Raw genomic sequence first — 25,043 nt, forward strand, 5'->3', positions numbered from 1 at the left:
GGCGTGTCCGCAGGAAGGAAACACCATGGCGCTGATGATCACCGACGACTGCATCAACTGCGACGTTTGTGAACCCGAGTGCCCGAACGAAGCCATTTCGATGGGGCCCGAGATCTATGAAATCGACCCCAACAAGTGCACCGAGTGCGTAGGACACTTCGACGAGCCGCAATGCCAGCAGGTCTGCCCGGTCGCCTGCATCCCCAAGGATCCGAACCGGGTGGAGTCGCAAGAGGTGCTGATGCAGCGCTACCGGCTGCTGACCGCGGCCAAGCACGCTACCTGATCGGCTGGCCGTCGGCCCGCACCGCTTCGCACCACGCCGCACCAAGTCGCACTGCACTCAGAGGTAAAAAAAGCCCCCGTCACCGCAAGGTGGCGGGGGCTTAACTTTTCCCCAGTTACTACGGTACTACGGCACTACACGGTACTGCGCGGTCACGCACCCATCGGCTTGCCATCCGTGCGGCGCACGACGATGGTCGACGAGCGCGGCGGCTTGGCGGCGTCCGGCCACTGGCCGGTCGGGTGCTGGATGTTGATGAAGCAGGTGGTCAGGTCCGGCGTGTAGGCGATGCCGGTGATCTCGCAACCCTTCGGTCCCACCAGGAAGCGCTTCGACTGCCCCGTCGGCGAGATGTAGTACATGCTGTTGTTGCCGAAGGTGTTGGTGTAGGTCGAGCTGGTGCTCGAGTCGGTCTGCACCCACAGGCGGCCCTTCGGGTCCACGCGCAGGCCGTCCGGGCTCGAGAACGTATCGCCGTTGATGTTGCCCTTCAGGTTGTCCGTGGCCAGCGACGGGTCGCCGGCCTGCAGCAGGATGCTCCAGGTGAAGGTGGTGGCCAGCGGCGAGTCGCCGGCTTCCTTCCACTGGACGATGTGGCCGTGCAGGTTCTGCACGCGCGGGTTGGCGGCGTCGGTTTGCTGGCGGCCGCTGTTGTTGGTCAGCGTGCAGTAGACGGTCTTGTCCAGGCCGACCGTGATCCATTCCGGGCGGTCCATCAGCGTGCCGCCGGCCACGCGCGCGGCCGCCTTGGTGTTGACCAGCACGTCGGCCTGCGTGGCGAAGTCGACCGTGGTCGGTGCCGGTGCGGTGGCGAACTGGGTCCAGTTGCCCGGATCCGAGGCGCCGACGGTCAGGCCGTTCTTGCCTTGCGTCAGCTCGATCCACTGCCCGCTGCCGTCGGCGTTGAACTTCGCCACGTACAGCGTGCCGCTGTCCAGCAGGTTGGCGTTGGCGGCGCGATCGTTGGGGTCGAACGCCTTGCTCGGGATGAACTTGTAGATGCAGCCCGGCGTGCCGTCGTCGCCCATGTAGAAGGCCACGTTGTTGCCGGCGTCGGTCATGAAGGCAACGTTCTCATGGTCGAAGCGGCCCATCGCGGTGCGCTTGGCCGGCGCGCCCAGCGTGCCGTACGGGTCGATCTCGACGACCCAGCCGTAGCCCTTCTCGTCCTGGATCGGATCCAGGTAGTTGTCCGTGCTTTCTTCGCAGGTCAGGTAGGTGCCCCAGGGCGTGTACCCGCTTGAGCAGTTGTTCAGCATGCCAACCACGGTCGGGCCCACCACCGGAGCGGCCGGACCACCCACGCGGTACAGCGTGTTGCCGGTGTAGCGCTTGTTGTAGATCGAGTCGCGCTTGACCTGCCACTTGCCGCTGGCAGCCAGTTCGACCTCGATCACCGAGATGCCGACCGCCGACAGCGCGATGCGCTTCTGCTCCGGCGTGGCGGTGCCTGCGCTGTAGGTGCCGCCGGCGAACAGGATGTTGTAGTCCGGCAGTTCGTGGTTGATGGCGAGCAAGCCGCCCTTCTGCGGATCGACACCCGACAGCGCGAAGAAGTGCATGCCGTCGTGGTTGCCGCCGGCCTGGCGCTCGGTTTCGGCCGACGACTGGAACGCGCCGGCATAGCCGGTGGCGCCCGCCTCGACCGGATCGCCGGCGGAGAACAGCACGTCGACGCTGTAGCCGTTCGGCACGACCACCGCGTCGGCGGTCGACTTGGCGACCGGCTCGAAGGTGACCTCATAGCTCGGCGTGACCGCGCCAGGTGCCGGACCGGGGGCCGGCGCCGGAGCGGGGGCCGGTGCGGGCGCCGGCGCGGGATCGTCGCCGCCGCCGCAGGCGGCCAGCAGGCCGCTGCCGAAGGCGGAGAACAGCGACAGGCCCACGCCGCCGCGCAGCACACGGCGGCGGGCCGGATTGGCCGCAACGATGTCTTCCAGCCGCTGGCCGGGAACGTCAACGTCAGGCTTGGCAGCACGGCCGGCGGCGCGCGCTTCGTCGGTCAGGTACGACATGGGCTTTCCTCTCTTGCGGGTTTGTCATGCGCGCCGGCTACGATGTGATGCCGGCGCGGTGGAAACCCCGCAATGTAGGGACTGCCTATGGAAGTTTGATGACAGCTTGTCTGCAACATAAGAGTTGCAGCGCGCCAACGACAAACGGGCCGCGTGTGCGGCCCGTGTCACATGGATGTCGCAGGAATGTGCCTGCGCTGCCCGCCTTCAGCGAGTGGTGTGCAGCTGCGCCATCGCGCGTTCGGCATCGCCGCGCGCCAGCAGCCCCAGCGGATCGATGCTGCGGTCGATGGCCGCGTCGATCGCCTCCTGCTCCTCTTTGCGCGGCGGCTTGAGCACGAAGTTGACTACGTCCTCGCGGCCAGCGCCGGCGCCGCCAGGCGCATTGCGCGGATGGCCAACGCCGATGCGCAGCCGCCAGTAGTCTTGCGTGGTCAGGTGGGCCGAGATGTCCTTGAGGCCATTGTGGCCGCCCGCGCCGCCGCCACGCTTGAGCTTGACGGTGCCGGACGGCAGGTCCATCTCGTCATGGGCGACGACGATCTCGTCGGGCAGGATCTTGTAGAAGCGTGCCAGCGAGACCACGGCCAGCCCCGAGCGGTTCATGAAGGTCGAGGGCTTGAGCAGCCAGATGTCCTGGTCCCACAGCCGCGCGCGCGCGGCCAGCCCGTGAAAGCGGCCTTCCACGCGCAGCGTGGCGCCGCCCATGCGGGCAAGCTGGTCCACCAGCCAGAAGCCGGCGTTGTGCCGGGTGGCCTCGTATTCCGCACCGGGATTGCCGAGGCCGACGATGAGCTTGATCATGCGATTGACTGAGTCGTTGGCGCGCAGGACTGCGCCACAGGCGCCAAGGATACCGAAAATCCAGCCAGGTGCCGGTTCGGCGGGGTCGAAAAAAAACCGCCGCGAAGGGCGGCGGTTTTCTCAGTGGCGCGGCCCGGAAGCCGCGCCCGCTGCAGCAGCAGCTCAGGCAGCCGGCGTTTCGCCTTCGCCCTCGGCAGCGCCTTCGGCGGCCGAAGCGGCGCCAGCCGGCAGCGAGATGCTGGCGATGGCGGGGTTCTCGTCACCGTGGGTGATGACGGTCACGCCCTTCGGCAGCTTCAGGTCGGCCAGGTGCAGGGTCTGGCCCAGTTCCATCGCGCCGACGTCCACTTCGATGAACTCGGGCAGGTCGGCCGGCAGGCACGATACTTCCAGGTCGTTGACGATGTGGTTGACCAGGCCGTGGCCCAGCTTCACGCCAGGAGCGGTTTCCTGGTTCATGAAGTGCAGGGGCACCTTGACGTGGATCTTGTCGTTGGCCGACACGCGCTGGAAATCGACGTGCAGCACCAGCGGCTTGAACGGGTGCATCTGGAATGCGCGCAGCAGGGCCTTTTCCGACTTGCCAGCGACTTCCAGGTCCAGGATCGACGAGTGGAACGCTTCCTTCTTCAGGGCGTGCCACAGCGCGTTGTGATCCAGTTCGATCATCTTCGGCTCGGCGGCGCCGCCGTAGATGATGCCGGGGGTCTTGCCCGAATTGCGCAGGCGGCGGCTCGCACCCGTACCCTGTACGCTACGCTCGAAAGCGACAACTTTCATGATGACTCCAAAAGTAAAGAAGGCCGTCCGCGACCAGACAGCCTCGTTGCGGCGTGAAAAACACAATCAGCGCCGATCAAGTCACGCTGGCCGCCGCAAAACGGCTGCCAACGCAGCAAAGCATTAAATTCTATCAGGAACCCGCAAACAGCGACATGATCGAGTCGCCCTTGACGATGCGGGTAAAGGTCTCGGCCAGCAGCGGGGCGGTCGAGAGCTGGCGGATCTTGCCGCACTTGGCCGCTTCTTCCGACAGCGGGATGGTGTCGCACACCACCACTTCGTCCAGCGACGAATCGGCGATGCGGGCAGCGGCGCCGCCGGACAGCACCGGGTGCGTACAGTACGCAAACACCTTCAGCGCGCCACGCTCCTTCAGCACCTGGGCGGCCTTGCACAGCGTGCCGCCGGTGTCGATCATGTCATCCATGATGACGCAGTTGCGGCCTTCGACTTCACCGATGATGTTCATCACCTCGGCCACGTTGGCCTTGGGACGGCGCTTGTCGATGATCGCCAGGTCGCAGTTCAGTTCCTTGGCCAGCGCACGCGCACGGACCACGCCGCCGACGTCAGGCGAGACCACCAGCAGGTCGCCATAGTTCTTCTCGCGCAGGTCGCCCAGCAGTACCGGCGATGCGTAGATGTTGTCCACGGGGATATCGAAGAAGCCCTGGATCTGGTCGGCATGCAGGTCCATCGTCAGCACGCGCTCGACGCCGGCGACTTCCAGCATGTTGGCCACGACCTTGGCCGAGATTGCCACGCGCGCCGAACGCGGGCGGCGGTCCTGGCGGGCATAGCCGAAGTAGGGCATGGCGGCGGTGATGCTGCGTGCCGAGGCGCGCTTGAGCGCGTCGACCATCACCATCAGTTCCATCAGGTTGTCGTTGGTCGGCGCGCAGGTGGACTGCAGCACGATGACGTGCTTGCCGCGAACGTTTTCCTGGATTTCAACCTGGACTTCACCGTCGGAGAAACGGCCAACCTGGGCCTTGCCTAGCGGAATGCCGAGGTGCTGTACGACAGCCTCCGCGAGTTTGGGGTTGGCGTTGCCGGTAAATACCATCAAGCCGTCGCTGCTCATTCGGGGCACCTGTCTTGCTGCTGGGGGAGCTTGGTGTCACCGGCGAAGCCGGTGACTTGGAAGATATCGTGTTCCGTTAGGACACTATAGGAAGTAATGGCAGGGGAAGAAGGATTCGAACCTTCGAATGCCGGAATCAAAATCCGGTGCCTTGACCAACTTGGCGACTCCCCTACACAACCGGGCCGTTCTTCGTGGTACCAAACTGCCGTACCGCGCCGAACGATAACTTGCTATGCGAGCGCTGCGAGCGGGTGATGTGCCAGACTCCTCACACATCTGCCATCCCATTCGGGAGGCAACCTTTCCAAAACCTGCTGCGCTGTCTTTGCGTCAGGAAAACGCGCAAACACGCAGGCTCCGGATCCGGTCATCCTGGCATGCTGATTGTATTGCTTCAGCCATTCCAGGGCTCGGGCGACTTCGCCGAACTTCGCTGTTGCTATCGGTTCCAGGTCGTTGCGACCGAAATCGAATTTGTTTGTGCGAGCAGCGAAGACCGCAATTATGGAGATGGGCGTATCCCTTGTCAAGCGCTGGTCCGAAAAAATTTCAGACGTCGGCACATGCTGTTTCGGATGGATGACCACGAACCAGCTTTCGGGCAGCTTCACCGCGGTCAGCTGCTCGCCCACGCCCTCGGCGAATGCGTTCTGGCCGAACACAAACACCGGCACGTCCGCACCCAGCGCCAGGCCGATGCGCATCAGCTCCTCGCGCGACAGGCCCAGGCCCCAGAGGTGGTTCAGCGCCAGCAGCGTGGTCGCGGCATCCGACGAGCCGCCGCCGATGCCGCCGCCCATCGGCAGCACCTTGTCGATCTCGATGTCGGCGCCGAAGGGGGTGCCCGTGGCAGCCTGCAACGCGCGCGCGGCGCGCACGACCAGGTCGCTGTCGGCGGGCACGCCGGGCACGTCGGTGATGCGCGCCACGATGCCATCGTCGCGCCGGCGGAAATGCAGCGTGTCGCTCCAGTCGACCAGCTGGAACACGGTCTGCAGCGTGTGGTAGCCGTCGGCGCGGCGCCCGGTCACGTGCAGGAACAGGTTGAGTTTCGCGGGCGCGGGACAGTCGCGCAGTTCGGGTGGCGGCAGTGCCGGGGTCCGGTCAGGGGTCATGGCGTCTGGGGATCGATGACGAGCCGCACCGACAGCGGATTGCTGCCGGAGTCGCGCGCGAGGTCGATGCGGCGCGGCAGCGCCGCGGCGGTGCTTGCGGGCTGCGTGTCCTGCCACGCGACGTAGCGCACGGTCCAGCCGTTCTGCGCCAGCGTCGACAGGCGCCCCTGCTCGTCGCGCGTGGCGCGCGCGGGCGATCCCTGCGCGGCGCGGCCATGCAGCCAGTCGCGCATGCCGGCCACCGGCAGCGCGAAGCCGAGCGCGTCTTCCATCAGCGTGTCGACCTCGGGCGCGTTGCGCGGCGGCTGGTTGGGCAGGTCCAGCGTGGCGCCGGACGGCGTGGCGGTGACCACTGCCAGCGTCTGGCCCAGCGGCGAGACCAGGTCGAGCCGCACGTTGCGGCCTTGCTCTTCCCAGCGGAAGCTGCCGGTCACGCCTTCGTCGCGGCCGTAGCGCTGGTAGTTGGCCGAGAAGCGGCCGGTGTATTGCCGGCTTGCGCTGGATTCGCCGGCATCGAAGCCGCGCGACGGTGCCACGCTGGCGCACGCCTGCAACAGCAATGGGGCGCCCAGGCAAAGCAGTGCCAGGCGTCTGGTTCGATTCATGGGCATGGTCGTGGAGCGGCGGCGCGCGGCGGCGGCCGCCGGACTGACGGAAATCCCGTGCCGCGCCTGGCAACGCAAGCGCGCGGCAAGCGGGGGCACGGGATCAGGAGGTTGGTTACTTGGCCAGCTGCACGTCGAACTTGTACCTGCGCAGCGTATCGACCAGGGTTTCGTTCTCGGGGTCGATGCGCATGGCCTCGGTCCAGGTCTTGCGCGCTTCCTCGTGCTCGCCGAGCTGCCACAGCACCTCGCCCAGGTGCGCGCCGATCTCGGCCTCGGGCGCCTTGGAGTAGGCGTTGCGCAGCAGGTCCGCTGCGGGGCGCAGCTCGCCCATGCGGAATTTGACCCAGGCCAGGCTGTCCATGATGTAGGGATCGTCCGGGCCCAGCTCGGAGGCGCGTTCCAGCAGGCTGCGCGCTTCGGGCAGGCGTTCGTTGCGGTCGGCGAGCGAGTAGCCGAGCGCGTTGTAGCCCTGCTTCTGCTGCGGCTGCAGCGCGATCACGCGGCGCAGGCCCTTTTCCATGCTGTCGTAGCGCTTCTGGCGCTCGTCGAGCATGGCCAGCTCGTAGATCCAGTCGGCGTTGTCGGGCTCGGCGGCGACGCGGTCGTCGAGCAGCTTGCGTGCTCGGTCGTAAGCCTTGGTCTCCATCAGCGTCGCGACCTCGGCCTGGCGGATCGCCATGACGCGCTGCGCGCGCTGGCCCGGGTCGGGGATTTCCTCGGCATCGGCAAGCATCTCGCCGAACAGTGCCTGCGCATCGTCGAGCTTGCCCAGGCGTGCCAGCAGCTGCGCGCGCTTGGCGGTGGCCGCGGGCGCCAGGCGGATGTCCTCGATGCGGTCCAGCCACTGGATCGCGCCGGCATAGTCCTTACGTTCTTCGGCAATCTGCGCCAGGTACTGGTAGGCGATGTCGGGATTGGCCGTGGGTTGCTTCTCGACCAGCTGCAGGTACTCCTGCAGGTATTGCTCGGCTTCGCTGTAGTTCTTGGCCTGCAGGCTCGTGAGCCCCAGCGCCAGTGGCACGCGCGGATCGGCGGGCGCCACCTTGCGCAAGGTCTCGAACTCCTGCCGTGCCGCCTGCATGTCGTTGCGCAGCAGGTACAGGCGCGCCAGCGTGATATGGCCGTTGACCGATTCGGGCGACTTGTCAAGGAAGCGCTTCAGGATGGCGACGGCTTCGTCGGGCTCCTTTTCGGCGCGCAGCTCGGCGGCCATCAGCGCGGCGGCCTCAAAGCCCGGGCGCAGCTTCAGTGCCTGGTCCAGCGCGGCGATCGCGCCCGGCACGTCGCCGGCGATTTCGCGCGCGCGCGCCAGCGCCAGGTGGGTTTCCGGCAGTTTCGTATCGTTGCGCGTCAGTTCCTGCAGCAACGTGGCCGCGCCGGCGGGATCGCTGGTGCGCGACAGCTGCTGCTGCATCTGCAGGATGGCGTCGCCGCGGTGGCTGGCGGGTACGGCGGCGAGCTGCTGCTGCAGCAGCGGGCGGGCATCGTCCCAGCGTCCGTTCAGCACCAGCAGCGTCGACAGGACCTGCGCGGCGGCGGGCGAATTGGGCGAGATTTCACGCCACAGCCGGGCCGCATCCAACGCCTGCTGCGGGATGCGCGCGTTGAAGGCGATCTCGGTGGCGCGCTGCGCGAAGCGCGGGTCGCGGGTCTGCCGCGCCAGTTCGAGGTAGGTGCGGTAGGCCGGCCCGACCAGGCCGCGCTGCATGGAAATCTCGGCCGCCAGCACCATATAGACGATGTCGTCGGTCAGTTCCAGCGACGGCAGCGGGCTGCGTGCCGGCTTGGCGGTGCTGCTGGCGGGGCGCGCGTCATCGGAGGCGGCGATCTGCATCTGCGCAAGCTGCGGCAGCGGCACGTCGCCGGCCGGAGGTGCCGCATGCGCGGCGCCGGCCAGCGCGAGCAGTGCCGCGGCGCCCAGCGCACGTGCGTGGCGGCGGGTTCTGGCAAAGGCTCCCGCGGCGCCTGCCGTGCGCGAAAATGCGCCCTCGTGCACGGGGATGCCGCACTGGGAGGCTTGCAATGTGGCGTCCGGCATCAGGTCCGGCGTCAGGTCCAACTTCAGGTCCGACATGTATCGAGTGCTCCGGGCGCGCGCTGGCGAAGGAATGGATAAAGGCATTGTAGCCTGCCGCTACAATGCGCTGCTTGGCGCGCCGGCCCATGGCCAGCAAGGCCGGCAGGAGTTTGGAGCGCTAACCAACGGAGAGGTTCGATGCCTGAATTGCCCGAGGTCGAAGTGACCCGGCGCGGCTTGCTGCCGCATGTGGTGGGACGGCGCATTGAAGCGGTGACGGTGCGCCACCGCGGGTTGCGCTGGCCGGTCGAGCCGGACCTCGAAGCCCGCCTGGCGCAGCGCGTGGTGCGCCGGATCGAACGCCGCGGCAAATACCTGCTGCTCGAGTGTGTCAGCGACGATCCCGCCGAACCGGCCGGCTGGCTGCTGGTGCATCTCGGCATGACCGGCACGCTCAGGGTGTTGCCGCAGGCGCCGCCACCCGGCGCCCACGACCACCTGGACATGGTGCTGGCCGCTGGTGCAGAGGGTGTAGTGGCGGCGGAGGGCGCCGGGGGCCGGCTGGTGCTGCGCTTTCGCGATCCGCGCCGCTTCGGCGCGGTGCTGTGGACCACGCTGCCCGAGCACGAACTGCCATCCCACCCGCTGCTGCGCACGCTCGGCATCGAGCCCTTCGATGCTGCCTTCGACGGCGCCTGGCTGCACCGCCACACGCGCGGCCGCAGTGCCGCCATCAAGACGGTGTTGCTGGCCGGCGGCATCGTCGTCGGGGTCGGCAACATCTACGCTTCGGAAAGCCTGTTCCGCGCCGGCATCCGCCCGACCACGCCGGCTGGCCGCCTCAGCCGTGCGCGTTGCGACCGGCTGGCGCAGGCCGTGCGCGAGACCCTGGCGCAGGCGATCGAGCGCGGCGGCAGCACGCTGCGCGATTTCGTCGGCAGCGACGGCGCCAGCGGCTACTTCCAGCTCGATTGCTTTGTCTACGACCGGGCCGGCCAGCCGTGCCGGGTCTGCGCCACGCCCGTGCGCCAGATCGTGCAGGGCCAGCGTTCCACCTTCTACTGCCCCAACTGCCAGCACTGAGCCAGCACTGAGCCGGCACTGAGCCGGCACTGAGCCGGCACTGACCGGTGGCCGCCATTACGATGCGCCGTGTGGCGCACAATGCGCGCCGGCGGCGATTGTCGATGGCTCGGCGCAACACTCTGCCCGCACGCCATTCACAAGGGACGCGAATTCCACAAAACCGCCGTGGAAACCTGTATCGTGTGCGCAGTTATAAAAAGTTACAAAAATGGAACAGATTGGCTCGCCCGGGTCGCGGCGGGCCGGCAGTGCGGGAACACGGGCACGCCTCCGCTGGCGGCCCCGAGGCAAAAACCGAGTCAGCCGAACAGCTCCATGACAACGCTCGCCCACCAATTCGAACAATACGGCGCCTGGAGAACGGGGGTCCTCCAGTCCCTGGCCGAATTCCAGTCGTGGCTGCAGCAGCACGACCTGTACGACGCGCAGGCCGACGACCGCGTGCAGCGCATCCAGAACGTGCTGCGCAGCGACCGGCTCAAGGTCGCCTTCATTGCGGAGTTCTCGCGCGGCAAGAGCGAACTGATCAATGCGATCTTCTTCGCCGACTACGGGCGCCGCATCCTGCCGTCGTCGGCGGGCCGCACCACGATGTGCCCGACCGAGCTGCGCTACGACGAGGCCGAGCCGCCTTGCATCCGGCTGCTGCCGATCGAGACCAGGCTCCAGGACGCTTCGACCGCGGATTTTCTCGAGGCCGGCCCGTCGGCACACTGGCATACGGTGCCGCTGGATCCGTCCTCGCCCGAGGGCATGCTCGAAGCCTTCCAGCACGTGGTCCAGACCGTGCGCGTGCCGCCGCAGCAAGCCGAGGCGCTGGGCCTCTACCATGAGAGCGACCCCGACGCCGCCTACGCGGTCGATGCCGAGGGCATGGTCGAGATATCCCGCTGGCGCCATGCGGTGATCAATTTCCCGCATCCGCTGCTGCGCCAGGGGCTGGTCATCCTGGACACGCCGGGGCTGAACGCGATCGGCACCGAGCCCGAGCTGACGCTGCGCCTGATCCCTGACGCGCATGTGGTGGTGTTCGTGCTGGCCGCCGATGCCGGCGTGACCAAGAGCGACCTGGAACTGTGGCGCACCCACGTGGACGCCGGCCACCGGCGCGGCTGCCTGGCCGTGCTCAACAAGATCGACGGGCTGTGGGACCCGCTGCGCCAGCCGGCCGAGATCGCCGGCGAGATCGGGCGGCAGGTCTCGAGCACGGCGCAGGTGCTGGGCATCGAGCAGGCGCGTGTCTATCCCGTGTCGGCACAGAAGGGCCTGGTGGCAAAGGTCACGCACGACGACGCGCTGCTGGCGCGCAGCGGCTTGCCGGAGTTCGAGCATGTGCTGTCCGACCAGCTGATCCCGCGGCGGCGCGACATCGTCTCCGATCAGGTCCACCGCCAGGCGCAGGACATGGCGCGGGCCGCGCAGCAGCTGCTGCAGAGCCGCCGCCGCGATATCGTCGAGCAACTGTTCGAGCTGCGCGGGCTGCGCGGCAAGAACCACGCGATGGTCAAGCACATGCTGATGCGCGTGCAGGGCGAGAAGGAAGAGTTCGAGCAGAGCATCAGCAAGTTCCAGGCGCTGCGGCTGGTGTTCGGCCGCCACAGCGCCGACATCATCAAGAGCCTGCAGCTGCGCGACGTGCGCCGGACCATGCGGACCGCGCGCGAGCAGATGAAGGAGCGCTTCTTCTCGCGCGGCCTGCGCGAGGACATGGATGCGCTGTTCGCCCAGCTCACCGCGCTGGTGACCGATGCCGACAACAAGATCGGGCAGTTGCACCAGCTGATCGAAAGCATGTACCGGCGCTTCAATGCCGAGCATGGCTTCACGCTGCCCACGCCGATGCAGTTCACCGCCGAGCGCTACGTGGCCGAGCTGCAGGAAACGCTGCGGCTGGTGCATGCGCACTTCGGCACGGTCAGCATGCTGACGCGCTCGCGGCCGCAACTGGTGCAGAACGCATTCAGCACCATGGCCAGCCGCGTGCTGGAGAACTTCCGCGACCTGAATCGCGATATCGAGGTGTGGCTCAAATCGGTGATGACGCCGCTCGAGGCGCAGGTGCGCGAGCACCAGAAGCAGTTGCGCCGGCGCGTCGATTCGATCGAGCGCATCCACGAAGCGACCGATACGCTGGAAAGCCGTATCGCGGAGCTCGAGGAGGTGCTGAACGGGCTGGATGAGCGCAGCGGCAAGATCGAGGGGTTTGCGCAACGCCTGCTGCGGCCGGCGGGTGTGGCGGAGCAGGCGAGCCTGGCGGTGGCGTGACGGGAAGCGGCTGGCGGTAGGCGTATTTCAGGGCCGGTATATCATGTAGCGCCGCGTACAGCGGCGCTTTTTTTGACACGTTCGCACGCTGCTGGCCCAACACCAGCCCCACACCACAAGCCGTACCCCATGCCCCGCAAGTCCGCCCCCCGAGCCACCGCACCCATCCCCGACGACATCCAGGTGCCCCCCGATTTCGGCGCACGGGTCGTCAACTGGCAACGCTGCCACGGCCGGCACGACCTGCCGTGGCAGAACACGCGCGACGCCTACCGCATCTGGCTGTCGGAAATCATGCTGCAGCAGACCCAGGTCAGCGCGGTGATCGAGTATTTCCAGCGCTTTGTCGCTACATTGCCGACGGTGCATGCACTGGCCGCCGCGCCCGCGGACCAGGTGATGGCCCTTTGGGCCGGCCTTGGCTACTACTCGCGCGCGCGCAACCTGCACCGCTGCGCCATGCAGGTGGTCAGCGAGCACGGCGGCGTTTTCCCGACCGATCCCGCGGTACTGGCGACGCTGCCCGGCATCGGCCGCTCGACCGCGGCGGCGATCGCTGCCTTCAGCGCCGGCGTACGCTCGCCGATTCTCGACGGCAACGTCAAGCGCGTGTTTGCGCGCTGCTTCGGCATCCATGGCCACCCGGGCGAGCGCGCGGTGGAAACGCGCATGTGGCAGCTGGCCGAGATCGCGCTGCCCGCAGCGGGCACGCGCCAGGCCGAAGACATGGTCGCCTATACGCAAGGGCTGATGGACCTCGGCGCGACGGTTTGCTCGCGCGGCAAGCCGGCATGCCTGGCCGATGCCGGCGCGTGCCCGCTGTCCGCCGACTGCGTGGCGCGCCGCGAAGGGTTGACCGGCGTGCTGCCCACGCCAAAGCCGCGCGCCGCGATCCCCGAGCGCAGCACGGTGATGCTGATGGTGCGGCGCGAGCGTGAAGTGCTGTTGCGGCTGCGCCCCGGCAGCGGCATCTGGGGCGGCCTGTGGAGCCTGCCCGAGATGCCGGTCGACACCGTGCCCTTCGATGCGGAAGCCGCCGAAGCCGCCGCGCTCGACTACGCCCGCGCCTATGGCGCACCCGTGCGCGCCGCGATGGCGGGCGAACTGACCCACGTCTTCACGCACTTCCGCCTGTTGATCCGCGCGATTCGCGTCGATGTGGGGTCAGGTGAGCTGATGGCGCAGGACAGCGCCACGGAAGCGGCACAGCGCTGGCTCTCGCTCGACGATCTCGATGCGCTGGGCACGCCCGCGCCGGTGCGCAGGCTGCTGGAAGACCAGGCCCGCGGCGGCCTGTTCTGAAGCCGGCCCCGGCGCCGCTCAGACGATGTGGTTCTGCCGCATGTAGCGGTGCACGATCTCGATGCGCATGCCCGCGTCAGGCAGCGCCATCAGCATCTGCTTGGCCTTCAGCGGCACCGGCAGCAGTTCGCACAGCCGGTTGGCGACCCAGCTGGGATCGTCCCACAGGTAAGGCTCATCGAACGGCATCCGGTCGGGCTGCTCGGCATGCAGCCGCGTCACGATGCGGCGCAGCGCGTCCAGGCATTCGCCCAGCAGCTCGAGCTTGCAGTCGATGATGTCGGCGGGCAGCACCTGCGCACGCGCCACCAGCAGGCCGTCGTCGCGGGTCTCGTGGCTGATGATCTGGAAACGCTCGCGCCCGCGCGCGCGGATCAGCAGCACGCCCAGCTGCTCCATGTTGCAATCGACGATTTCGGCCAGGCAGCCCACGGACTCCGGCACGGTCGCCTTGCCTGGCCGCGCCACTTCTTCGCCGCTCTCGATCAGGCAGGCGCCGAACGGCGTGCCGTCGCGCAGGCAGTTGCGCACCATGTCGACGTAGCGCGCCTCGAACACGCGCAACGGCAGCCGGCCACCGGGAAAGAGCACGGTGTGCAGCGGGAACAGCGGGAGGTTGTCTAGCGTCTGCGGCTCGGGGTCGGACCCGGCGGACGAGGTGGGGCGGTAGAGGTCGGTGGAAGACATGCGGTGCCAGCGTGCATAAGGGGATGCAGTGGGATGCCAGAATGCAGCAACGGCGCGCCGCCGGACCGTACGCCGCCGGTGCCCCCAGGCACGCGCGCTTGGCGTCAGCCCGCCGGCGCGAGCTCTCGGTGTCTCACCAGCACATTACCATGCGCGCGGAAATAGTTGGCGAGCCTTTCCGCAATATAGACCGAGCGATGCTGGCCGCCGGTACAGCCGATGGCGACGGTCAGGTAGCTGCGGTTGTCGGCGATGAAGCTTGGCAGCCACTTTTCCACATAGGCGCGGATATCCTCGGCCATCGCCAGCACCATCGGCTGCGCCTGCAGGAAATCGATCACCGGCGTGTCGCGCCCCGTCAGCGGGCGCAGCACCAGGTCGTAATAGGGGTTGGGCAGCGAGCGCACGTCGAACACCATGTCGGCGTCGCTGGGCACGCCGTGCTTGAAGCCGAAGGATTCGAACAGCAGCGTCAGGCGCTCGCTGTCGTTGCGGATCAGCTCCTTGATCCAGCTGCGCAGCGTATTGGTGCGCACATTGCTGGTATCGATGCGGTGCGCGGCCTCGGCCAGCGGGCTCAGCAGCTCGCGCTCCATCTCGATCGCTTCCATCAGCGCGGTGTCGTTGAAGGCGGGCTCGCCGCCGGGGCTTGCCACGCCACCATCGGTGCGGATCGACAGCGGATGGCGCCGGCGCGTCTCGGAGTAGCGTTGCACCAGCGCGTCCGTGCTGGCCGTCAGGAACAGCACCTCGACCTGGTGCTCGCCGGCGAGCGTGCGCACGGTATCGGGCAACTGGTCGAGCGACTCGCGGCTGCGGATGTCGGTGGCAATGCCCAGGTGCGTATAGCCCTGGCTGGAGAGGTAGCGGGCCAGTTCCGGGATGAACTGCGCCGGCAGGTTGTCCACGCAGTAGTACCCCGCATCTTCGAGGACGTTCAGTGCGACGGACTTGCCGGAACCGGAAATGCCGGTGATGAGGATGATGCGCATAGCAACTGAAGCATAGCATCACGTGATGGCCGCGTCATGACAGGGGGATGACTGCGGACCCGGAAACAACGATGGCGAACCTTGCGGTCCGCCATTGCCGTGGTTTGCTTCGGAAGAAGACCTGCTTCAGGCCGACTTCGACAGGCACTCCTTCATGTACGCCTTGTATTCGTCGCCCTTCTTGCCCTTGCCTTCCTTGCTGCAGGCAGCCATCTTTTCCTGCTGGGTCTTGGGCGTGGCGTCCGGCTTGGCCGACAGGCATTGCTTCATAAACGCCTTGCGCTCGTCGCCCTTCTTGTCGCCGGCCTGCGTATTGCAGGTCTTCATCTTTTCCTGCTGCGCGGTGGGCGCCTTGGCGGCGTCCTTTGCCGGGGCGGCCGGTGCCGACGCCGACTGGGCGAAGGCCACGGATGCCAGCAGCGGGGTGACCAGCGCGCACATCGCGATCAGTTTCTTCATGCTCGCTCTCCTTGGTGTGGAAAACATCACGGCCGCACGGTGTCAGGGGCTCGTGGCGGCCTTGGAATGGGCTCGATGCCCATTACAGCACAAAACGGCAGACCGGACGTCGGCGTTGACGGCGGGGGAGGCCGCCGTTGTAAGCAATTGAAAACGCGTGCGCGGGCAATCAGCCCGCTCAGAGCAGGCGGCCCTGGCCGCGCGAGACCGCATCGGCCTGCATCGCGGCGCGCTGGCGGTCCATGAAATCGCGCAGCGTGTCGATGCCGCGCAGGCGCAGGATGGTGTTGCGCACGGCGGCCTCGACCAGCACGGCGAGGTTGCGGCCGGCCGCCACCTGGATCTTGACCATGTGGATCGGCAGGCCCAGCACGTCGAGGTATTGCGAATCGAGCGGCAGGCGCTCGAACTCGCCGTCGTTGCGGCGCACCAGCTGCACCACCAGCTTGATCTTCATCTTCCGCCGCACCGCGGTCTCGCCGAAGATGGTCTTGATGTCGAGCAGGCCAAGGCCGCGCACTTCGAGCAGGTTCTGCAGCAGCGGCGGGCAACGCCCCTCGATGAAGTCCGGCCCCAGCCGCACGAAGTCGACCGCGTCGTCAGCCACCAGGCCGTGGCCGCGCGAAATCAGTTCCAGGCCCAGTTCGCTCTTGCCCAGGCCCGATTCGCCCATGATCAGCACGCCCATGCCGAGGATGTCGAGGAACACTCCGTGCATGGTCACGCGCGGCGCGGAAATGCGCGACAGGTACAGCCGCAGGTGGTCGATCACCGCGGCCGACGACACCGGCGTGGTGAACAGCGGCGTGGAAGAGCGCGTGCAGCGCAGCTCCAGGTCCGGCGGCGGCTCCATGCCGTCGGCCACCACCAGGAAAGGCGGCTCCAGCAGGATCAGCTCGCCCATCTGGCGCTTGCGGATATCGTCGTCCAGCCGCTGGTAGTAGGTGATCTCGGGCTTGCCGAGCACCTGGATGCGGTTGGGGTGGATCAGGTTCAGGTGGCCCACCAGGTCCGCGGCCGAGGTGGCTTCGCGGGCGAATTCCACGTCGAAGGCGCGGTCCGCACCTTCCAGGCCGGCGACCCATGAGAGTTTGAGGTCGGCTGCGTTGTCGTCGAAGATGGACTGGGAGGTGACGCCGGTGAGTTCCATGCGGGTATGACGTGTGGGGCGGTGTGCCAGGCGCTGTGCCTGTCCGGTCTGTGCCGGCCCGTTCAGGTCAATCGGTGAATCAGGGATGCCATTCGGTCAGCAACTGGTGCACGGCTTCGGAAGTGGGCAACGTCGCCAGTCCTTCGCGCATGTCGCGATCCGACAGCAGCTGCGCGATCTCGGACAGGATTTCCAGGTGCTGCTGCGTGGCCTGTTCCGGCACCAGCAGGAAAATCAGCAGCGATACCGGCTTGCCGTCGGGCGATTCGAACGGAATCGGTTCGGCCAGGCGCATGAAGGCGGCCAGCGGCTGCTTGAGCCCCTTGATGCGGCCGTGAGGGATCGCCACGCCGGCGCCAAGTCCGGTGGAGCCCAGTGACTCGCGCGCAAACAGGTTGTCCGTCACGGTGGCGCGCGCCACGCCATGGTTGTTCTCGAAGAGGAGCCCGGCCTGCTCGAACACACGCTTCTTGCTGGTGACGCTGACGTCGAGGGTGATGTTGCCGGGTGGCAGCAATTTGGCCAAACGATTCATGGGCGATGCGCAGGAGTTCAGTTAGCGGGCGGTTCCGCCGTTCCGCCGGGCAGTGTGTGGCTCAGGGGCAGCCGGTCGCCGGCAACGCCGAGGCGTCCGGCCATTATAGAGCAGCAGCCTCCCTGTGATTGTGCAGCGCAGCGCCGCCCGGTTGGCGTCCGCACCTTAACCGGGCGCGGGCAGGATGCGGCCCTGCATGTATGGCGCAGCATACACCCTGCCGCGGCCGTTGCGAACACTCCGTCTCAAACGGGTGACAGGCCCTTTGCGCAGGCGCCACAGCGCCGCAGGCGCAAAAAAGCCGCGCTACGCGCGGCTTGCCTGTTCAGTTTTGATTCAGCGGCCCTCTGCGGGGCCACCGGGCACGCTCATTGCTGCATCTGCGCTGCGGCCATCTGGTACTTGACCGCTTCGCGGTCGTGGCCTTGCACGCGGTCCTTGTAGCGCAGTACCTGACGGTCCAGCTTGTCGACTAGTGCGTCGATCGCTGCATACAGGTCTTCATGATGCGCTTCAACGAAGATGTCCTTGCCCCTGAGATGTAGATTGATTTCCGCATATTGCCGCCTGTCCTTTTCCTTGTGATTGTCGACAGAGAGCAGCACGCTAACGCCAATGACCTGATCGAAATGCCTGACGATTCGCTCCAGCTTCGTTTCCACGTACTCACGCAACGGCGGCGTGATGTCAAGGTGGTGTCCACTGATCTTGAAGTTCATAGCGCTTCTCCTTCTGAAAGAGCCTCACCAGGCAGGCGGTGGGCTCGGCTACAAAGACTTGCGGAGATTCACTGCGGGGATCTTCAGGGCTTCGCGATATTTGGCTACGGTGCGTCGTGCGACAACGAAGCCTTGCTCACCCAGCAGTTCGGCGATGCGACTGTCGGAAAGGGGATTCCTCGGGTCTTCGGCTCCTATCAGTTGCTTGATCAAGGCGCGGATGGCCGTTGATGAAGCCGCGCCACCGGTCTCGGTGGACACGTGGCTGCCGAAGAAGTACTTCAGTTCGAAAGTACCCATCGGCGTTGCCATGTATTTATTGGTCGTCACCCGGGAGATGGTTGACTCGTGTAATCCCAGTGTATCGGCAATCTCCCGCAAAACCAAGGGGCGCATGGCGATTTCGCCGTGCGTGAAAAAGTTCTTTTGACGCTCGACAATGGCCTGCGAGACACGCAGGATCGTGTCGAACCTTTGCTGGATATTCTTGATCAGCCAGCGCGCTTCCTGCAGTTTCTGCTGCAGGCCTGCGGTACCCGACTCGCCCTTGGCGCCGCGCAGGATCTGCGCGTACATGTCATTGATGCGCAGCCGCGGCATCACATCCGGATTGAGCTGCGCGATCCAGCCGCTGCCGCTCTTGCGCACGAACACATCGGGCACGACGAAGTCGGCTTCGGGGCGGCTGTATGCGTGGCCCGGGTAGGGTGCCAGCGAGCGGATCAGTTCATGCGCGGCCTTGAGTGCAGGCTCGTCTACCTGCAGCGCTTTTTTCAGGCGCGTGTAGTCGCGCACGGCCAGCAGCTCGAGGTGGTTATGCACGATGTTCAGCGCCAGCTCGCGCTGCGGATGCTGCAGCCGGCGCAATTGCAGGCCCAGGCACTCGGCCGCGTTGCGCGCGCCGACGCCCGGCGGGTCGAAGCTCTGCAGCAGCGTCAGCATCGCCTGTACTTCCTCGATCTCGAATTCGAGTTCTTCGGGCAGTTCGGCGCAGATCTCTTCGAGCGTCGCGCTCAGGTAGCCGTCGTCGTCGAGCGATTCGATCAGGAAGATGGCCAGGCCCTTGTCGCGCACCGAGATCTTCAGCGGCGTGAGCTGTTCCATCAGGTATTCGCGCAGCGTGGGCTCGGCCTCACGCAGCTGCATCGGCGTCTTCTCGTCTTCGTCGCCTTGCGGGCGGCGCGCGAAATCGTCGAGGCTCCAGTCGCCGCCATAGTCGTCGCCGCTGTTGCTGTCGCCGTAGCTGTCGTCATCGCCCGCGCCCTCGGCGCGCGCCTCGCCGTTGCCTTGCGGTTCGGCCGGTGCCGGCGCGGGCGCGCTCTGCAGGTTGACCGAGCCATCGGCGGCCACGCGCAGCGGGCTTTCGATCCAGTCGTTCTCGCGTTCGAGCAGGGGGTTTTCCGTGAGCGCCTGTTCGACTTCCTGCTGCAATTCCAGCGTCGAAAGCTGCAACAGCCTGATCGACTGCTGCAGTTGCGGCGTCAGTGCCAGGTGCTGGGAGAGGCGGAGCTGTAGCGACGGTTTCATGCGACCTATTTTATGCGCATCTTTCCGTTGTTGGAACGGAAATTGCTATCGATGTCGCGGCTTGATCGACGCCGGCAGTGGGCTGTCCCACATGCAGATGATGGGGGTGAAACCAGGCAGAATCAATGGCCTGCCGCCGCGGGCAGGCCAGTACATCACATGCGGAAGTTTTCGCCCAGGTAGACGCGCCGCACCGATTCGTTGGCGATGATCTCTTCGGGCCGCCCGGCGGCAAGCACGGTGCCTTCGCTGATGATGTACGCGTGGTCGCAGATGCCAAGCGTCTCGCGCACGTTGTGGTCGGTGATCAGCACGCCGATGTTGCGCGCCTTCAGGAAGCTGACGATGCGCTGGATCTCGCCCACTGCGATCGGGTCCACGCCGGCGAACGGTTCATCCAGCAGGATGAAGCGCGGCGACGATGCCAGCGCGCGCGCGATTTCCACGCGGCGGCGTTCGCCGCCCGACAGCGACAGCGCCGGGTTGTTGCGCAGGTGCGCGATCTGCAGGTCGTCGAGCAGCGCGTCGAGCCTGCGGTCGATCTCGGCCCTGGCCAGCGGCTTGCCGTTTTCCACCTGCAGCTCGAGCACGGCGCGGATGTTTTCCTCGACGTTGAGCTTGCGGAAGACCGATGCTTCCTGCGGCAGGTAGGACAGGCCCATGCGCGCGCGTTCGTGGATCGGCAGGCCGCTGATGTGGTCGCCGTCGAGCACGATATCGCCCTCGTCCAGGTTCACCAGCCCCACGATCATGTAGAACGAGGTGGTCTTGCCCGCGCCGTTGGGGCCGAGCAGGCCAACCACTTCGCCGCTCTTCACGTCCAGCGAGACATCCTTGACCACCGTGCGCGAGCCATAGCGCTTCTTCAGGTGGCGCACGACCAGCGTGCTGCCGCCTTCGAGGACGGCCGTGGCTTGGACGGAAGGCTTTTCGGCGATGGTGGCGGTATCGGTCATTGGCAGTCTGGCGTTCAGCGTTTCAGGCGGGGAGGCGGTCCTTGCAAGGCATCGGTCCCCGCGAGGCGTCAGGGTTTGTTGGCGGGCGCGGGCGCCGGCTTCAGGTCCAGCGGCGAGCCGCTGCCCGAACCCTGCGCATTCGGGTTCTGCCGCGGCGACAGCACCGCGCGCACGCGGCCCGACGGATTGGCGGCCGAGGTGTTGTCGCTGCCGCCGGCAGCGGTGTAAAACTCCTTGCGGCTGTCGTAGGTCAGCACCGCGCCGCGGATCTCGTCGAGCATCTTGGCGCCCTGCAGGCGCGCCATGCGCGCGTTGCCGATCAGCTTGGACAGCTCCTGCTTGCCGTCGTATTCGATGCGGTCGCCCCAGCCGTCGATGTATTCGTCGACGCCCTCGCGCTTCTGCCGGATATAGGCCTGCTTGCCAGCCTTGGCGGTGGCCACCGCGAACTGGTAGCCCTCGGGGTCGGTGCGCAGCTCGGCCGCATCCGACTTCAGGATCATCGTGCCCTTGGTCAGCACCACGTTGCCGGTCAGCGTATAGATCTGCTTGACGTCGTCGTAGCTGGCGTTGTCGGCCTCGAGCACCATCGGCTTGTCGCGGTCCGCGCGCTCGGCCAGCGCGGGCTGGGCCAGCAGCAGGCCGATGGCCATGGCCGTGGCGAGCAGGGCCGGGGCGGCGTGTCGACGGGACGAAGTCGTCAGGGATGCAGTCATGTTGGCAGCGGTGGCTAGAGGGCGTGGTGGTGCGGGTTAGGCCGGGTTATGCGGGTTATGCGGGTCTTGCGGGGCAGGCAGGGCGCGCAGCGTTATTGCCGTTGCGCGGCGGCCGGCCGCGCGGGCCGGGTCAGCGTCCCGGCGTACGGCCCGGAGACGGCCCGGTGACGATGGTGCCGCGTACGTTGCCGAGCAATTGTACTTCGCGGGTGACGTTGTTGAAGATCAGCCCGTTCGCGGTCATCACCGAGGGTCCGCGCGTCAGCTTTACCGGCTTGTCGGTCTTGACGATGTCGTCATTGACCAGCAACTGGAAATAGCTCGACACGGCGGTCAGCTGCGGATCCTTGGAGGCGTCGGCGCCCTGCTGGCGCAGCACATGGCCGTTGCCGTACAGGTCGATCACCGAGCCTTCGGCGTTCATGCGGCCAAGGTCGGCCCGTGCCGTCACCGGCGGACGGTCCGGTTCATAGGCGCGCAGCGCGGGGCGCGTGACCTCGTAGGTCTGGTCGTCCTCGAAGTGGACCATGCGTTCGCCGGTGAAGCGGATCTTGGTGCTGCCGTCCTGCGCCAGTTCCGTGGCCGAAAAACGGTCCATGAAATAGTCCGGCTCGTGCTTCTTGGTCGCCTGCGTGTCCTGGCTTTCCTTGGGCGAGTTGATCTGCACCAGCCAGAAGGTGCTGCCGGCGACGAAGGCCATCAGCAGCAGCGGCAGCAGGCGCATGACGATGCCGCTGAGGGAGGCGATGAGTGCCTGCATGGTGTGCTTGTTGGTGTGCTTGTCGGTGCTTCTCGCGCCCCGTTCAGATGACCTTGGCGCGGGTCAGGTCGTGGATATGCAGCGCACCGACCAGGCGCCCGTCGTCGTCGACCACCAGCAACTGGTTGATGCGGTTGGCTTCCATGACCTGCACCGCCTCGACGGCCAGCTGGCTCTGGTTGACCACATGCGGGTTGCGGTGCATGACCTCGCCGATGGGAACGGTCTTCCAGTCGCGCGGGGTTTCCAGCAGGCGGCGCAGGTCGCCGTCGGTGAAGACGCCGATGGCACGGCCGTCGGGATCGACCACCGCGGTCATGGCCATGCCCTTGCGCGTGATTTCCATCAGCGCCTGGGCCAGCGGGGTGTTTTCGCGGACTTCGGGCACCGCGTTGCCGGTGCGCATGACGTCGAGCACATGGGTCAGCAGCTTGCGGCCGAGCGCGCCGCCCGGGTGCGAGCGGGCGAAGTCTTCTTCGCCGAAGCCGCGCGCGTCCAGCACCGCCACCGCCAGCGCATCGCCCAGCGCCAGCGCGGCGGTGGTGCTTGCCGTTGGCGCCAGGTTGAGCGGGCAGGCTTCCTTTTCCACGCCCGCGTCGAGGTGCGCGTCGGCCAGCTTGGCGAGGTTCGACTCCGGGTTGCCGGTGACCGAGATCAGCCGCGCGCCGATGCGCTTGACGATCGGGATGATCGACAGCAACTCGCCGGTTTCGCCGGAATTGGAGAAGGCGATCAGCACGTCGTCGCGCGTGACCATGCCCAGGTCGCCGTGGCTGGCCTCGGCCGGATGCACGAAGAACGCGGGGGTGCCGGTGGAAGCGAGCGTCGCCGCCACCTTGCGCCCGATATGGCCGGACTTGCCGATACCGGAGACCACCACGCGCCCGCTGCATCGCAGGATCATCTGCACGGCACGGGCAAAGTCGTCGGTCAGGCGGCCGGAAAGTGCGGAAACCGCTTCGGCTTCGGTCTGGAGTGTGTCGCGGGCGAGCCTGAGTGCTCGATCCGCATCGAAATTGGCTATCATGGCGTCGAAGTATACCAACGAATGCGACGTCGCCCGGGGCTGCCTCGATGTGCCCCCGCGTGCCCGCCGCATCGACGCGCTTGCCAAGTTTCCCCGGCAGGGTGCCCGTGCCGGGTCGGGCGCGCGCCCGGCCGGTCACCCGACCATCCTGATGCACTCACCGCTGGAACTGACCCTGGTGCTGCTGGCCGCTGCCGTCTTCGGCGTGGTCGCTTTCCGCATGCTGCAGCTGCCGCCGATGCTCGGCTACCTGGCCGTCGGCATCCTGATCGGCCCGCATGCGCTGGGGCTGGCCAGCGATACCGCGCAGACCAAGTACCTGGCCGAGTTCGGCGTGGTGTTCCTGATGTTCTCGATCGGGCTGGAGTTCAGCCTGAGCAAGCTGCGGTCGATGAAGCGCCTGGTGTTCGGGCTGGGCGGCTCGCAGGTGGTGCTGTCGATGCTGGCGGTGGTGCCCGCCAGCTGGGCCTTCAACTGGCTGTTCCCGCTGTCGTGGCAGGCCTCGGTGGCGCTGGGCGGGGCGCTGGCAATGTCGTCCACGGCGATCGTCTCCAAGATGCTGTCCGAGCGCATGGAGTTGGAGAGCGAGCACGGCCGCAACATCATCAGCATCCTGCTGTTCCAGGACCTGGCGGTGGTGCCGCTGCTGATCGTGATCCCGGCGCTGTCGCGCGATCCCGGCGACCTGGTGATGGCTCTGGGGCTGGCCACGGTCAAGATCGTGGTGGCGCTGGGCGCGATCTTCTTCCTCGGCCAGCGCCTGATGAGCCGCTGGTTCCATATCGTGGCGGCGCGCCGGTCGCAGGAACTGTTCATGCTGAACCTGCTGCTGGTGACGCTGGGCATGGCGGCGCTGACCGAGCGGCTGGGGCTGTCGATGGCGCTGGGCGCGTTCATGGCCGGCATGCTGATCTCCGAGACGCCGTACCGGCACCAGGTGGAAGAAGACATCAAGCCGTTCCGCGACGTGCTGCTGGGGCTGTTCTTCGTCACCATCGGCATGCTGCTCAATATCCGCGTGGTGCTGGACCACCTGTGGCTGGTACTGGCGCTGCTGCTGGTGCCGATCCTGTTCAAGCTGGTGCTGATCGCGGTGCTGGCGCGGGTGTTCGGCTCGCGCCAGGGGGTGGCGATCCGTACCGGGCTGGGACTGGCGCAGGCCGGCGAATTCGGTTTCGTGCTGCTGAACCAGATCGACGGCCTGAACCTGGTCGACCCGGTGCTGATCCAGGTGATCCTGGCCTCGATGCTGCTGTCGATGCTGGCCGCGCCGTTCCTGATCCAGTACAGCGACGCCATCGTGCTGCGCTTTGCCGCCAACGAATGGCTGATGCAGTCGCTGAACATGACCCGCATCGCCGCGCAGAGCCTGCAGACGGAAAAGCACGCCATCATCTGTGGCTTCGGCCGCAGCGGGCAGAACCTGGCGCACATGCTGGAGCGCGAGGGCATCACTTATGTCGCGCTCGACCTGGACCCCGACCGCGTGCGCGAAGCCGCCGCCGCCGGCGACACCGTGGTCTACGGCGACGCCGGCCGGCGCGAGGCGCTGATCGCCGCCGGCATCCACCGCGCTGCGGCGCTGATCGTCACCTACGCCAACACGCCGTCGGCGCTCAAGGTGCTGCACCACGTGCAGGAGCTGGAGCCGGCGCTGCCGGTGATCGTGCGCACCGTCGACGATTCGGAGCTGGATGTCCTGCAAAAGGCCGGCGCCACCGAGGTGGTGCCCGAGATCATCGAGGGCAGCCTGATGCTGGCCTCGCACGCGCTGGTGCTGCTGGGCGTGCCGATGCGGCATGTGCTGCGCGGCGTGCAGGAGGCGCGCGACGCGCGCTACAGCCTGCTGCGCGGCTACTTCCACGGCCGTGACGACGAAGAAGACATGGTCGAGCGCGATTCGGTGCGGCTGCATTCCGTGTCGCTGGGGCCGCAGTCCACCGCGGTCGGGCGGCGCCTGGGCATGCTCGGGCTGGAGCGGATCGGCGTGGAGGTAACGGCGGTGCGCCGGCGCGGCATCCGCGCCTTCGACCCGGAGCCCGAGACCGTGCTGGAACCGGGCGATATCGTCGTGCTGCGCGGCCAGCCGGAAGCATTGGAAGCCGCCGAGATGCGGATCCTGAACGGCTAGTCGCCGCGCGGGGCGC

At 66.9% G+C, this 25,043-nt stretch carries 23 protein-coding genes and 1 tRNA gene; 5 read left to right on the forward strand and 19 right to left on the reverse strand.

Annotated elements, in window-relative coordinates; all coding sequences use genetic code 11:
* Nucleotides 1-25 precede the first annotated feature (25 nt).
* Complete coding sequence (locus E1J61_RS08385) at nucleotides 26-286, forward strand: YfhL family 4Fe-4S dicluster ferredoxin (RefSeq protein WP_133093627.1); 261 nt, start codon at nucleotides 26-28, stop codon at nucleotides 284-286.
* 152 nt (nucleotides 287-438) lie between these two features.
* Here E1J61_RS08385 and E1J61_RS08390 read toward each other — a convergent pair whose 3' ends face one another.
* From E1J61_RS08390 to E1J61_RS08425, 8 genes are all read right to left on the reverse strand, one after another.
* Complete coding sequence (locus tag E1J61_RS08390; RefSeq protein ID WP_133093628.1) at nucleotides 439-2,301, reverse strand: PhoX family phosphatase; 1,863 nt, start codon at nucleotides 2,299-2,301, stop codon at nucleotides 439-441.
* 207 nt (nucleotides 2,302-2,508) lie between these two features.
* On the reverse strand, nucleotides 2,509-3,105 hold the full coding sequence (pth, locus tag E1J61_RS08395) for an aminoacyl-tRNA hydrolase (RefSeq protein WP_133093629.1): 597 nt from the start codon (nucleotides 3,103-3,105) through the stop codon (nucleotides 2,509-2,511).
* 162 nt (nucleotides 3,106-3,267) lie between these two features.
* Nucleotides 3,268-3,885, reverse strand: coding sequence for a 50S ribosomal protein L25/general stress protein Ctc (locus E1J61_RS08400; protein WP_133093630.1), 618 nt, complete (start codon nucleotides 3,883-3,885; stop codon nucleotides 3,268-3,270).
* A 133-nt stretch (nucleotides 3,886-4,018) separates the two neighbouring features.
* Nucleotides 4,019-4,972, reverse strand: coding sequence for a ribose-phosphate pyrophosphokinase (locus E1J61_RS08405; RefSeq protein WP_133093631.1), 954 nt, complete (start codon nucleotides 4,970-4,972; stop codon nucleotides 4,019-4,021).
* Between the two features lie 97 nt (nucleotides 4,973-5,069).
* Nucleotides 5,070-5,146, reverse strand: a tRNA-Gln gene (locus E1J61_RS08410).
* 59 nt (nucleotides 5,147-5,205) lie between these two features.
* The gene (ispE, locus tag E1J61_RS08415) at nucleotides 5,206-6,090 is read right to left on the reverse strand and encodes a 4-(cytidine 5'-diphospho)-2-C-methyl-D-erythritol kinase (protein ID WP_133093632.1); all 885 of its coding nucleotides are present in this window, start codon (nucleotides 6,088-6,090) and stop codon (nucleotides 5,206-5,208) included.
* Complete coding sequence (lolB, locus tag E1J61_RS08420; protein ID WP_133093633.1) at nucleotides 6,087-6,695, reverse strand: lipoprotein insertase outer membrane protein LolB; 609 nt, start codon at nucleotides 6,693-6,695, stop codon at nucleotides 6,087-6,089. The genes ispE and lolB overlap by 4 nt, the downstream gene beginning before the upstream one ends.
* Before the next feature lie 115 nt (nucleotides 6,696-6,810).
* Nucleotides 6,811-8,772 (reverse strand): tetratricopeptide repeat protein, encoded by a 1,962-nt coding sequence (locus tag E1J61_RS08425; RefSeq protein WP_133093634.1) that lies wholly within the window; start codon nucleotides 8,770-8,772, stop codon nucleotides 6,811-6,813.
* Between the two features lie 141 nt (nucleotides 8,773-8,913).
* Between E1J61_RS08425 and mutM the strand changes: the two genes are divergently transcribed.
* The 3 genes from mutM (at nucleotide 8,914) to mutY (ending at nucleotide 13,368) form a co-directional block, all read left to right on the forward strand.
* Nucleotides 8,914-9,798 carry a bifunctional DNA-formamidopyrimidine glycosylase/DNA-(apurinic or apyrimidinic site) lyase gene (gene mutM, locus E1J61_RS08430; protein WP_133093635.1) on the forward strand — a complete coding sequence of 295 codons (885 nt, stop codon included), beginning with the start codon at nucleotides 8,914-8,916 and terminating at the stop codon, nucleotides 9,796-9,798.
* A gap of 318 nt (nucleotides 9,799-10,116) precedes the next feature.
* Nucleotides 10,117-12,066, forward strand: a complete 1,950-nt coding sequence (locus tag E1J61_RS08435; protein ID WP_133093636.1) for a dynamin family protein — start codon at nucleotides 10,117-10,119, stop codon at nucleotides 12,064-12,066.
* 129 nt (nucleotides 12,067-12,195) lie between these two features.
* Nucleotides 12,196-13,368: an A/G-specific adenine glycosylase gene (mutY, locus tag E1J61_RS08440; RefSeq protein WP_133093637.1), complete on the forward strand. Its 1,173-nt coding sequence runs from the start codon at nucleotides 12,196-12,198 to the stop codon at nucleotides 13,366-13,368.
* An 18-nt stretch (nucleotides 13,369-13,386) separates the two neighbouring features.
* Here the strand turns inward: mutY and E1J61_RS08445 are convergent, their stop codons facing one another.
* The 11 genes from E1J61_RS08445 to E1J61_RS08495 form a co-directional block, all read right to left on the reverse strand.
* The gene (locus E1J61_RS08445; protein ID WP_133093638.1) at nucleotides 13,387-14,055 is read right to left on the reverse strand and encodes an LON peptidase substrate-binding domain-containing protein; all 669 of its coding nucleotides are present in this window, start codon (nucleotides 14,053-14,055) and stop codon (nucleotides 13,387-13,389) included.
* Between the two features lie 104 nt (nucleotides 14,056-14,159).
* Nucleotides 14,160-15,047 (reverse strand): RNase adapter RapZ, encoded by an 888-nt coding sequence (gene rapZ / locus E1J61_RS08450; RefSeq protein ID WP_133093639.1) that lies wholly within the window; start codon nucleotides 15,045-15,047, stop codon nucleotides 14,160-14,162.
* Nucleotides 15,048-15,173: 126 nt separating this feature from the next.
* The gene (locus tag E1J61_RS08455) at nucleotides 15,174-15,506 is read right to left on the reverse strand and encodes a PsiF family protein (protein WP_133093640.1); all 333 of its coding nucleotides are present in this window, start codon (nucleotides 15,504-15,506) and stop codon (nucleotides 15,174-15,176) included.
* 178 nt (nucleotides 15,507-15,684) lie between these two features.
* Nucleotides 15,685-16,656, reverse strand: coding sequence for an HPr(Ser) kinase/phosphatase (gene hprK, locus E1J61_RS08460; protein WP_063236682.1), 972 nt, complete (start codon nucleotides 16,654-16,656; stop codon nucleotides 15,685-15,687).
* Nucleotides 16,657-16,735: 79 nt separating this feature from the next.
* The gene (gene ptsN, locus E1J61_RS08465; protein WP_029046777.1) at nucleotides 16,736-17,191 is read right to left on the reverse strand and encodes a PTS IIA-like nitrogen regulatory protein PtsN; all 456 of its coding nucleotides are present in this window, start codon (nucleotides 17,189-17,191) and stop codon (nucleotides 16,736-16,738) included.
* Between the two features lie 368 nt (nucleotides 17,192-17,559).
* The gene (gene hpf / locus E1J61_RS08470; RefSeq protein ID WP_029046778.1) at nucleotides 17,560-17,910 is read right to left on the reverse strand and encodes a ribosome hibernation-promoting factor, HPF/YfiA family; all 351 of its coding nucleotides are present in this window, start codon (nucleotides 17,908-17,910) and stop codon (nucleotides 17,560-17,562) included.
* Nucleotides 17,911-17,958: 48 nt separating this feature from the next.
* Nucleotides 17,959-19,437, reverse strand: a complete 1,479-nt coding sequence (locus E1J61_RS08475) for an RNA polymerase factor sigma-54 (RefSeq protein ID WP_133093641.1) — start codon at nucleotides 19,435-19,437, stop codon at nucleotides 17,959-17,961.
* A gap of 155 nt (nucleotides 19,438-19,592) precedes the next feature.
* Nucleotides 19,593-20,393 carry an LPS export ABC transporter ATP-binding protein gene (gene lptB, locus E1J61_RS08480; RefSeq protein WP_133093642.1) on the reverse strand — a complete coding sequence of 267 codons (801 nt, stop codon included), beginning with the start codon at nucleotides 20,391-20,393 and terminating at the stop codon, nucleotides 19,593-19,595.
* A 68-nt stretch (nucleotides 20,394-20,461) separates the two neighbouring features.
* Nucleotides 20,462-21,109, reverse strand: coding sequence for a lipopolysaccharide transport periplasmic protein LptA (gene lptA, locus E1J61_RS08485; RefSeq protein ID WP_133093643.1), 648 nt, complete (start codon nucleotides 21,107-21,109; stop codon nucleotides 20,462-20,464).
* Nucleotides 21,110-21,239: 130 nt separating this feature from the next.
* The gene (gene lptC / locus E1J61_RS08490; RefSeq protein WP_133093644.1) at nucleotides 21,240-21,869 is read right to left on the reverse strand and encodes an LPS export ABC transporter periplasmic protein LptC; all 630 of its coding nucleotides are present in this window, start codon (nucleotides 21,867-21,869) and stop codon (nucleotides 21,240-21,242) included.
* A gap of 43 nt (nucleotides 21,870-21,912) precedes the next feature.
* A complete protein-coding gene (locus E1J61_RS08495; protein WP_133093645.1) occupies nucleotides 21,913-22,896 on the reverse strand; it encodes an SIS domain-containing protein in 984 nt (327 codons plus the stop codon).
* A 151-nt stretch (nucleotides 22,897-23,047) separates the two neighbouring features.
* Here E1J61_RS08495 and E1J61_RS08500 point away from each other — a divergent pair, with 151 nt between their 5' ends.
* Complete coding sequence (locus E1J61_RS08500; protein WP_133094198.1) at nucleotides 23,048-25,027, forward strand: monovalent cation:proton antiporter family protein; 1,980 nt, start codon at nucleotides 23,048-23,050, stop codon at nucleotides 25,025-25,027.
* Nucleotides 25,028-25,043: the final 16 nt, after the last annotated feature.

Origin of the sequence: Cupriavidus sp. L7L, assembly GCF_004353535.1 — a bacterium.
Lineage (GTDB): Bacteria > Pseudomonadota > Gammaproteobacteria > Burkholderiales > Burkholderiaceae > Cupriavidus > Cupriavidus oxalaticus_A.

What these genes read in the sequence shown, in the direction of transcription:
- lptC (WP_133093644.1), bottom strand. Translation starts at nt 21,869, where the DNA reads ATGCAGGCACTCATCGCCTCCCTCAGCGGCATCGTCATGCGCCTGCTG.
- lolB (WP_133093633.1), bottom strand. Translation starts at nt 6,695, where the DNA reads ATGAATCGAACCAGACGCCTGGCACTGCTTTGCCTGGGCGCCCCATTG.
- E1J61_RS08390 (WP_133093628.1), bottom strand. Translation starts at nt 2,301, where the DNA reads ATGTCGTACCTGACCGACGAAGCGCGCGCCGCCGGCCGTGCTGCCAAG.
- rapZ (WP_133093639.1), bottom strand. Translation starts at nt 15,047, where the DNA reads ATGCGCATCATCCTCATCACCGGCATTTCCGGTTCCGGCAAGTCCGTC.
- E1J61_RS08495 (WP_133093645.1), bottom strand. Translation starts at nt 22,896, where the DNA reads ATGATAGCCAATTTCGATGCGGATCGAGCACTCAGGCTCGCCCGCGAC.
- hprK (WP_063236682.1), bottom strand. Translation starts at nt 16,656, where the DNA reads ATGGAACTCACCGGCGTCACCTCCCAGTCCATCTTCGACGACAACGCA.
- E1J61_RS08445 (WP_133093638.1), bottom strand. Translation starts at nt 14,055, where the DNA reads ATGTCTTCCACCGACCTCTACCGCCCCACCTCGTCCGCCGGGTCCGAC.
- E1J61_RS08385 (WP_133093627.1), top strand. Translation starts at nt 26, where the DNA reads ATGGCGCTGATGATCACCGACGACTGCATCAACTGCGACGTTTGTGAA.
- mutM (WP_133093635.1), top strand. Translation starts at nt 8,914, where the DNA reads ATGCCTGAATTGCCCGAGGTCGAAGTGACCCGGCGCGGCTTGCTGCCG.
- lptB (WP_133093642.1), bottom strand. Translation starts at nt 20,393, where the DNA reads ATGACCGATACCGCCACCATCGCCGAAAAGCCTTCCGTCCAAGCCACG.
- ispE (WP_133093632.1), bottom strand. Translation starts at nt 6,090, where the DNA reads ATGACCCCTGACCGGACCCCGGCACTGCCGCCACCCGAACTGCGCGAC.
- mutY (WP_133093637.1), top strand. Translation starts at nt 12,196, where the DNA reads ATGCCCCGCAAGTCCGCCCCCCGAGCCACCGCACCCATCCCCGACGAC.
- E1J61_RS08475 (WP_133093641.1), bottom strand. Translation starts at nt 19,437, where the DNA reads ATGAAACCGTCGCTACAGCTCCGCCTCTCCCAGCACCTGGCACTGACG.
- ptsN (WP_029046777.1), bottom strand. Translation starts at nt 17,191, where the DNA reads ATGAATCGTTTGGCCAAATTGCTGCCACCCGGCAACATCACCCTCGAC.
- lptA (WP_133093643.1), bottom strand. Translation starts at nt 21,109, where the DNA reads ATGACTGCATCCCTGACGACTTCGTCCCGTCGACACGCCGCCCCGGCC.
- pth (WP_133093629.1), bottom strand. Translation starts at nt 3,105, where the DNA reads ATGATCAAGCTCATCGTCGGCCTCGGCAATCCCGGTGCGGAATACGAG.
- E1J61_RS08500 (WP_133094198.1), top strand. Translation starts at nt 23,048, where the DNA reads ATGCACTCACCGCTGGAACTGACCCTGGTGCTGCTGGCCGCTGCCGTC.
- E1J61_RS08455 (WP_133093640.1), bottom strand. Translation starts at nt 15,506, where the DNA reads ATGAAGAAACTGATCGCGATGTGCGCGCTGGTCACCCCGCTGCTGGCA.
- E1J61_RS08405 (WP_133093631.1), bottom strand. Translation starts at nt 4,972, where the DNA reads ATGAGCAGCGACGGCTTGATGGTATTTACCGGCAACGCCAACCCCAAA.
- E1J61_RS08400 (WP_133093630.1), bottom strand. Translation starts at nt 3,885, where the DNA reads ATGAAAGTTGTCGCTTTCGAGCGTAGCGTACAGGGTACGGGTGCGAGC.
- hpf (WP_029046778.1), bottom strand. Translation starts at nt 17,910, where the DNA reads ATGAACTTCAAGATCAGTGGACACCACCTTGACATCACGCCGCCGTTG.
- E1J61_RS08425 (WP_133093634.1), bottom strand. Translation starts at nt 8,772, where the DNA reads ATGTCGGACCTGAAGTTGGACCTGACGCCGGACCTGATGCCGGACGCC.
- E1J61_RS08435 (WP_133093636.1), top strand. Translation starts at nt 10,117, where the DNA reads ATGACAACGCTCGCCCACCAATTCGAACAATACGGCGCCTGGAGAACG.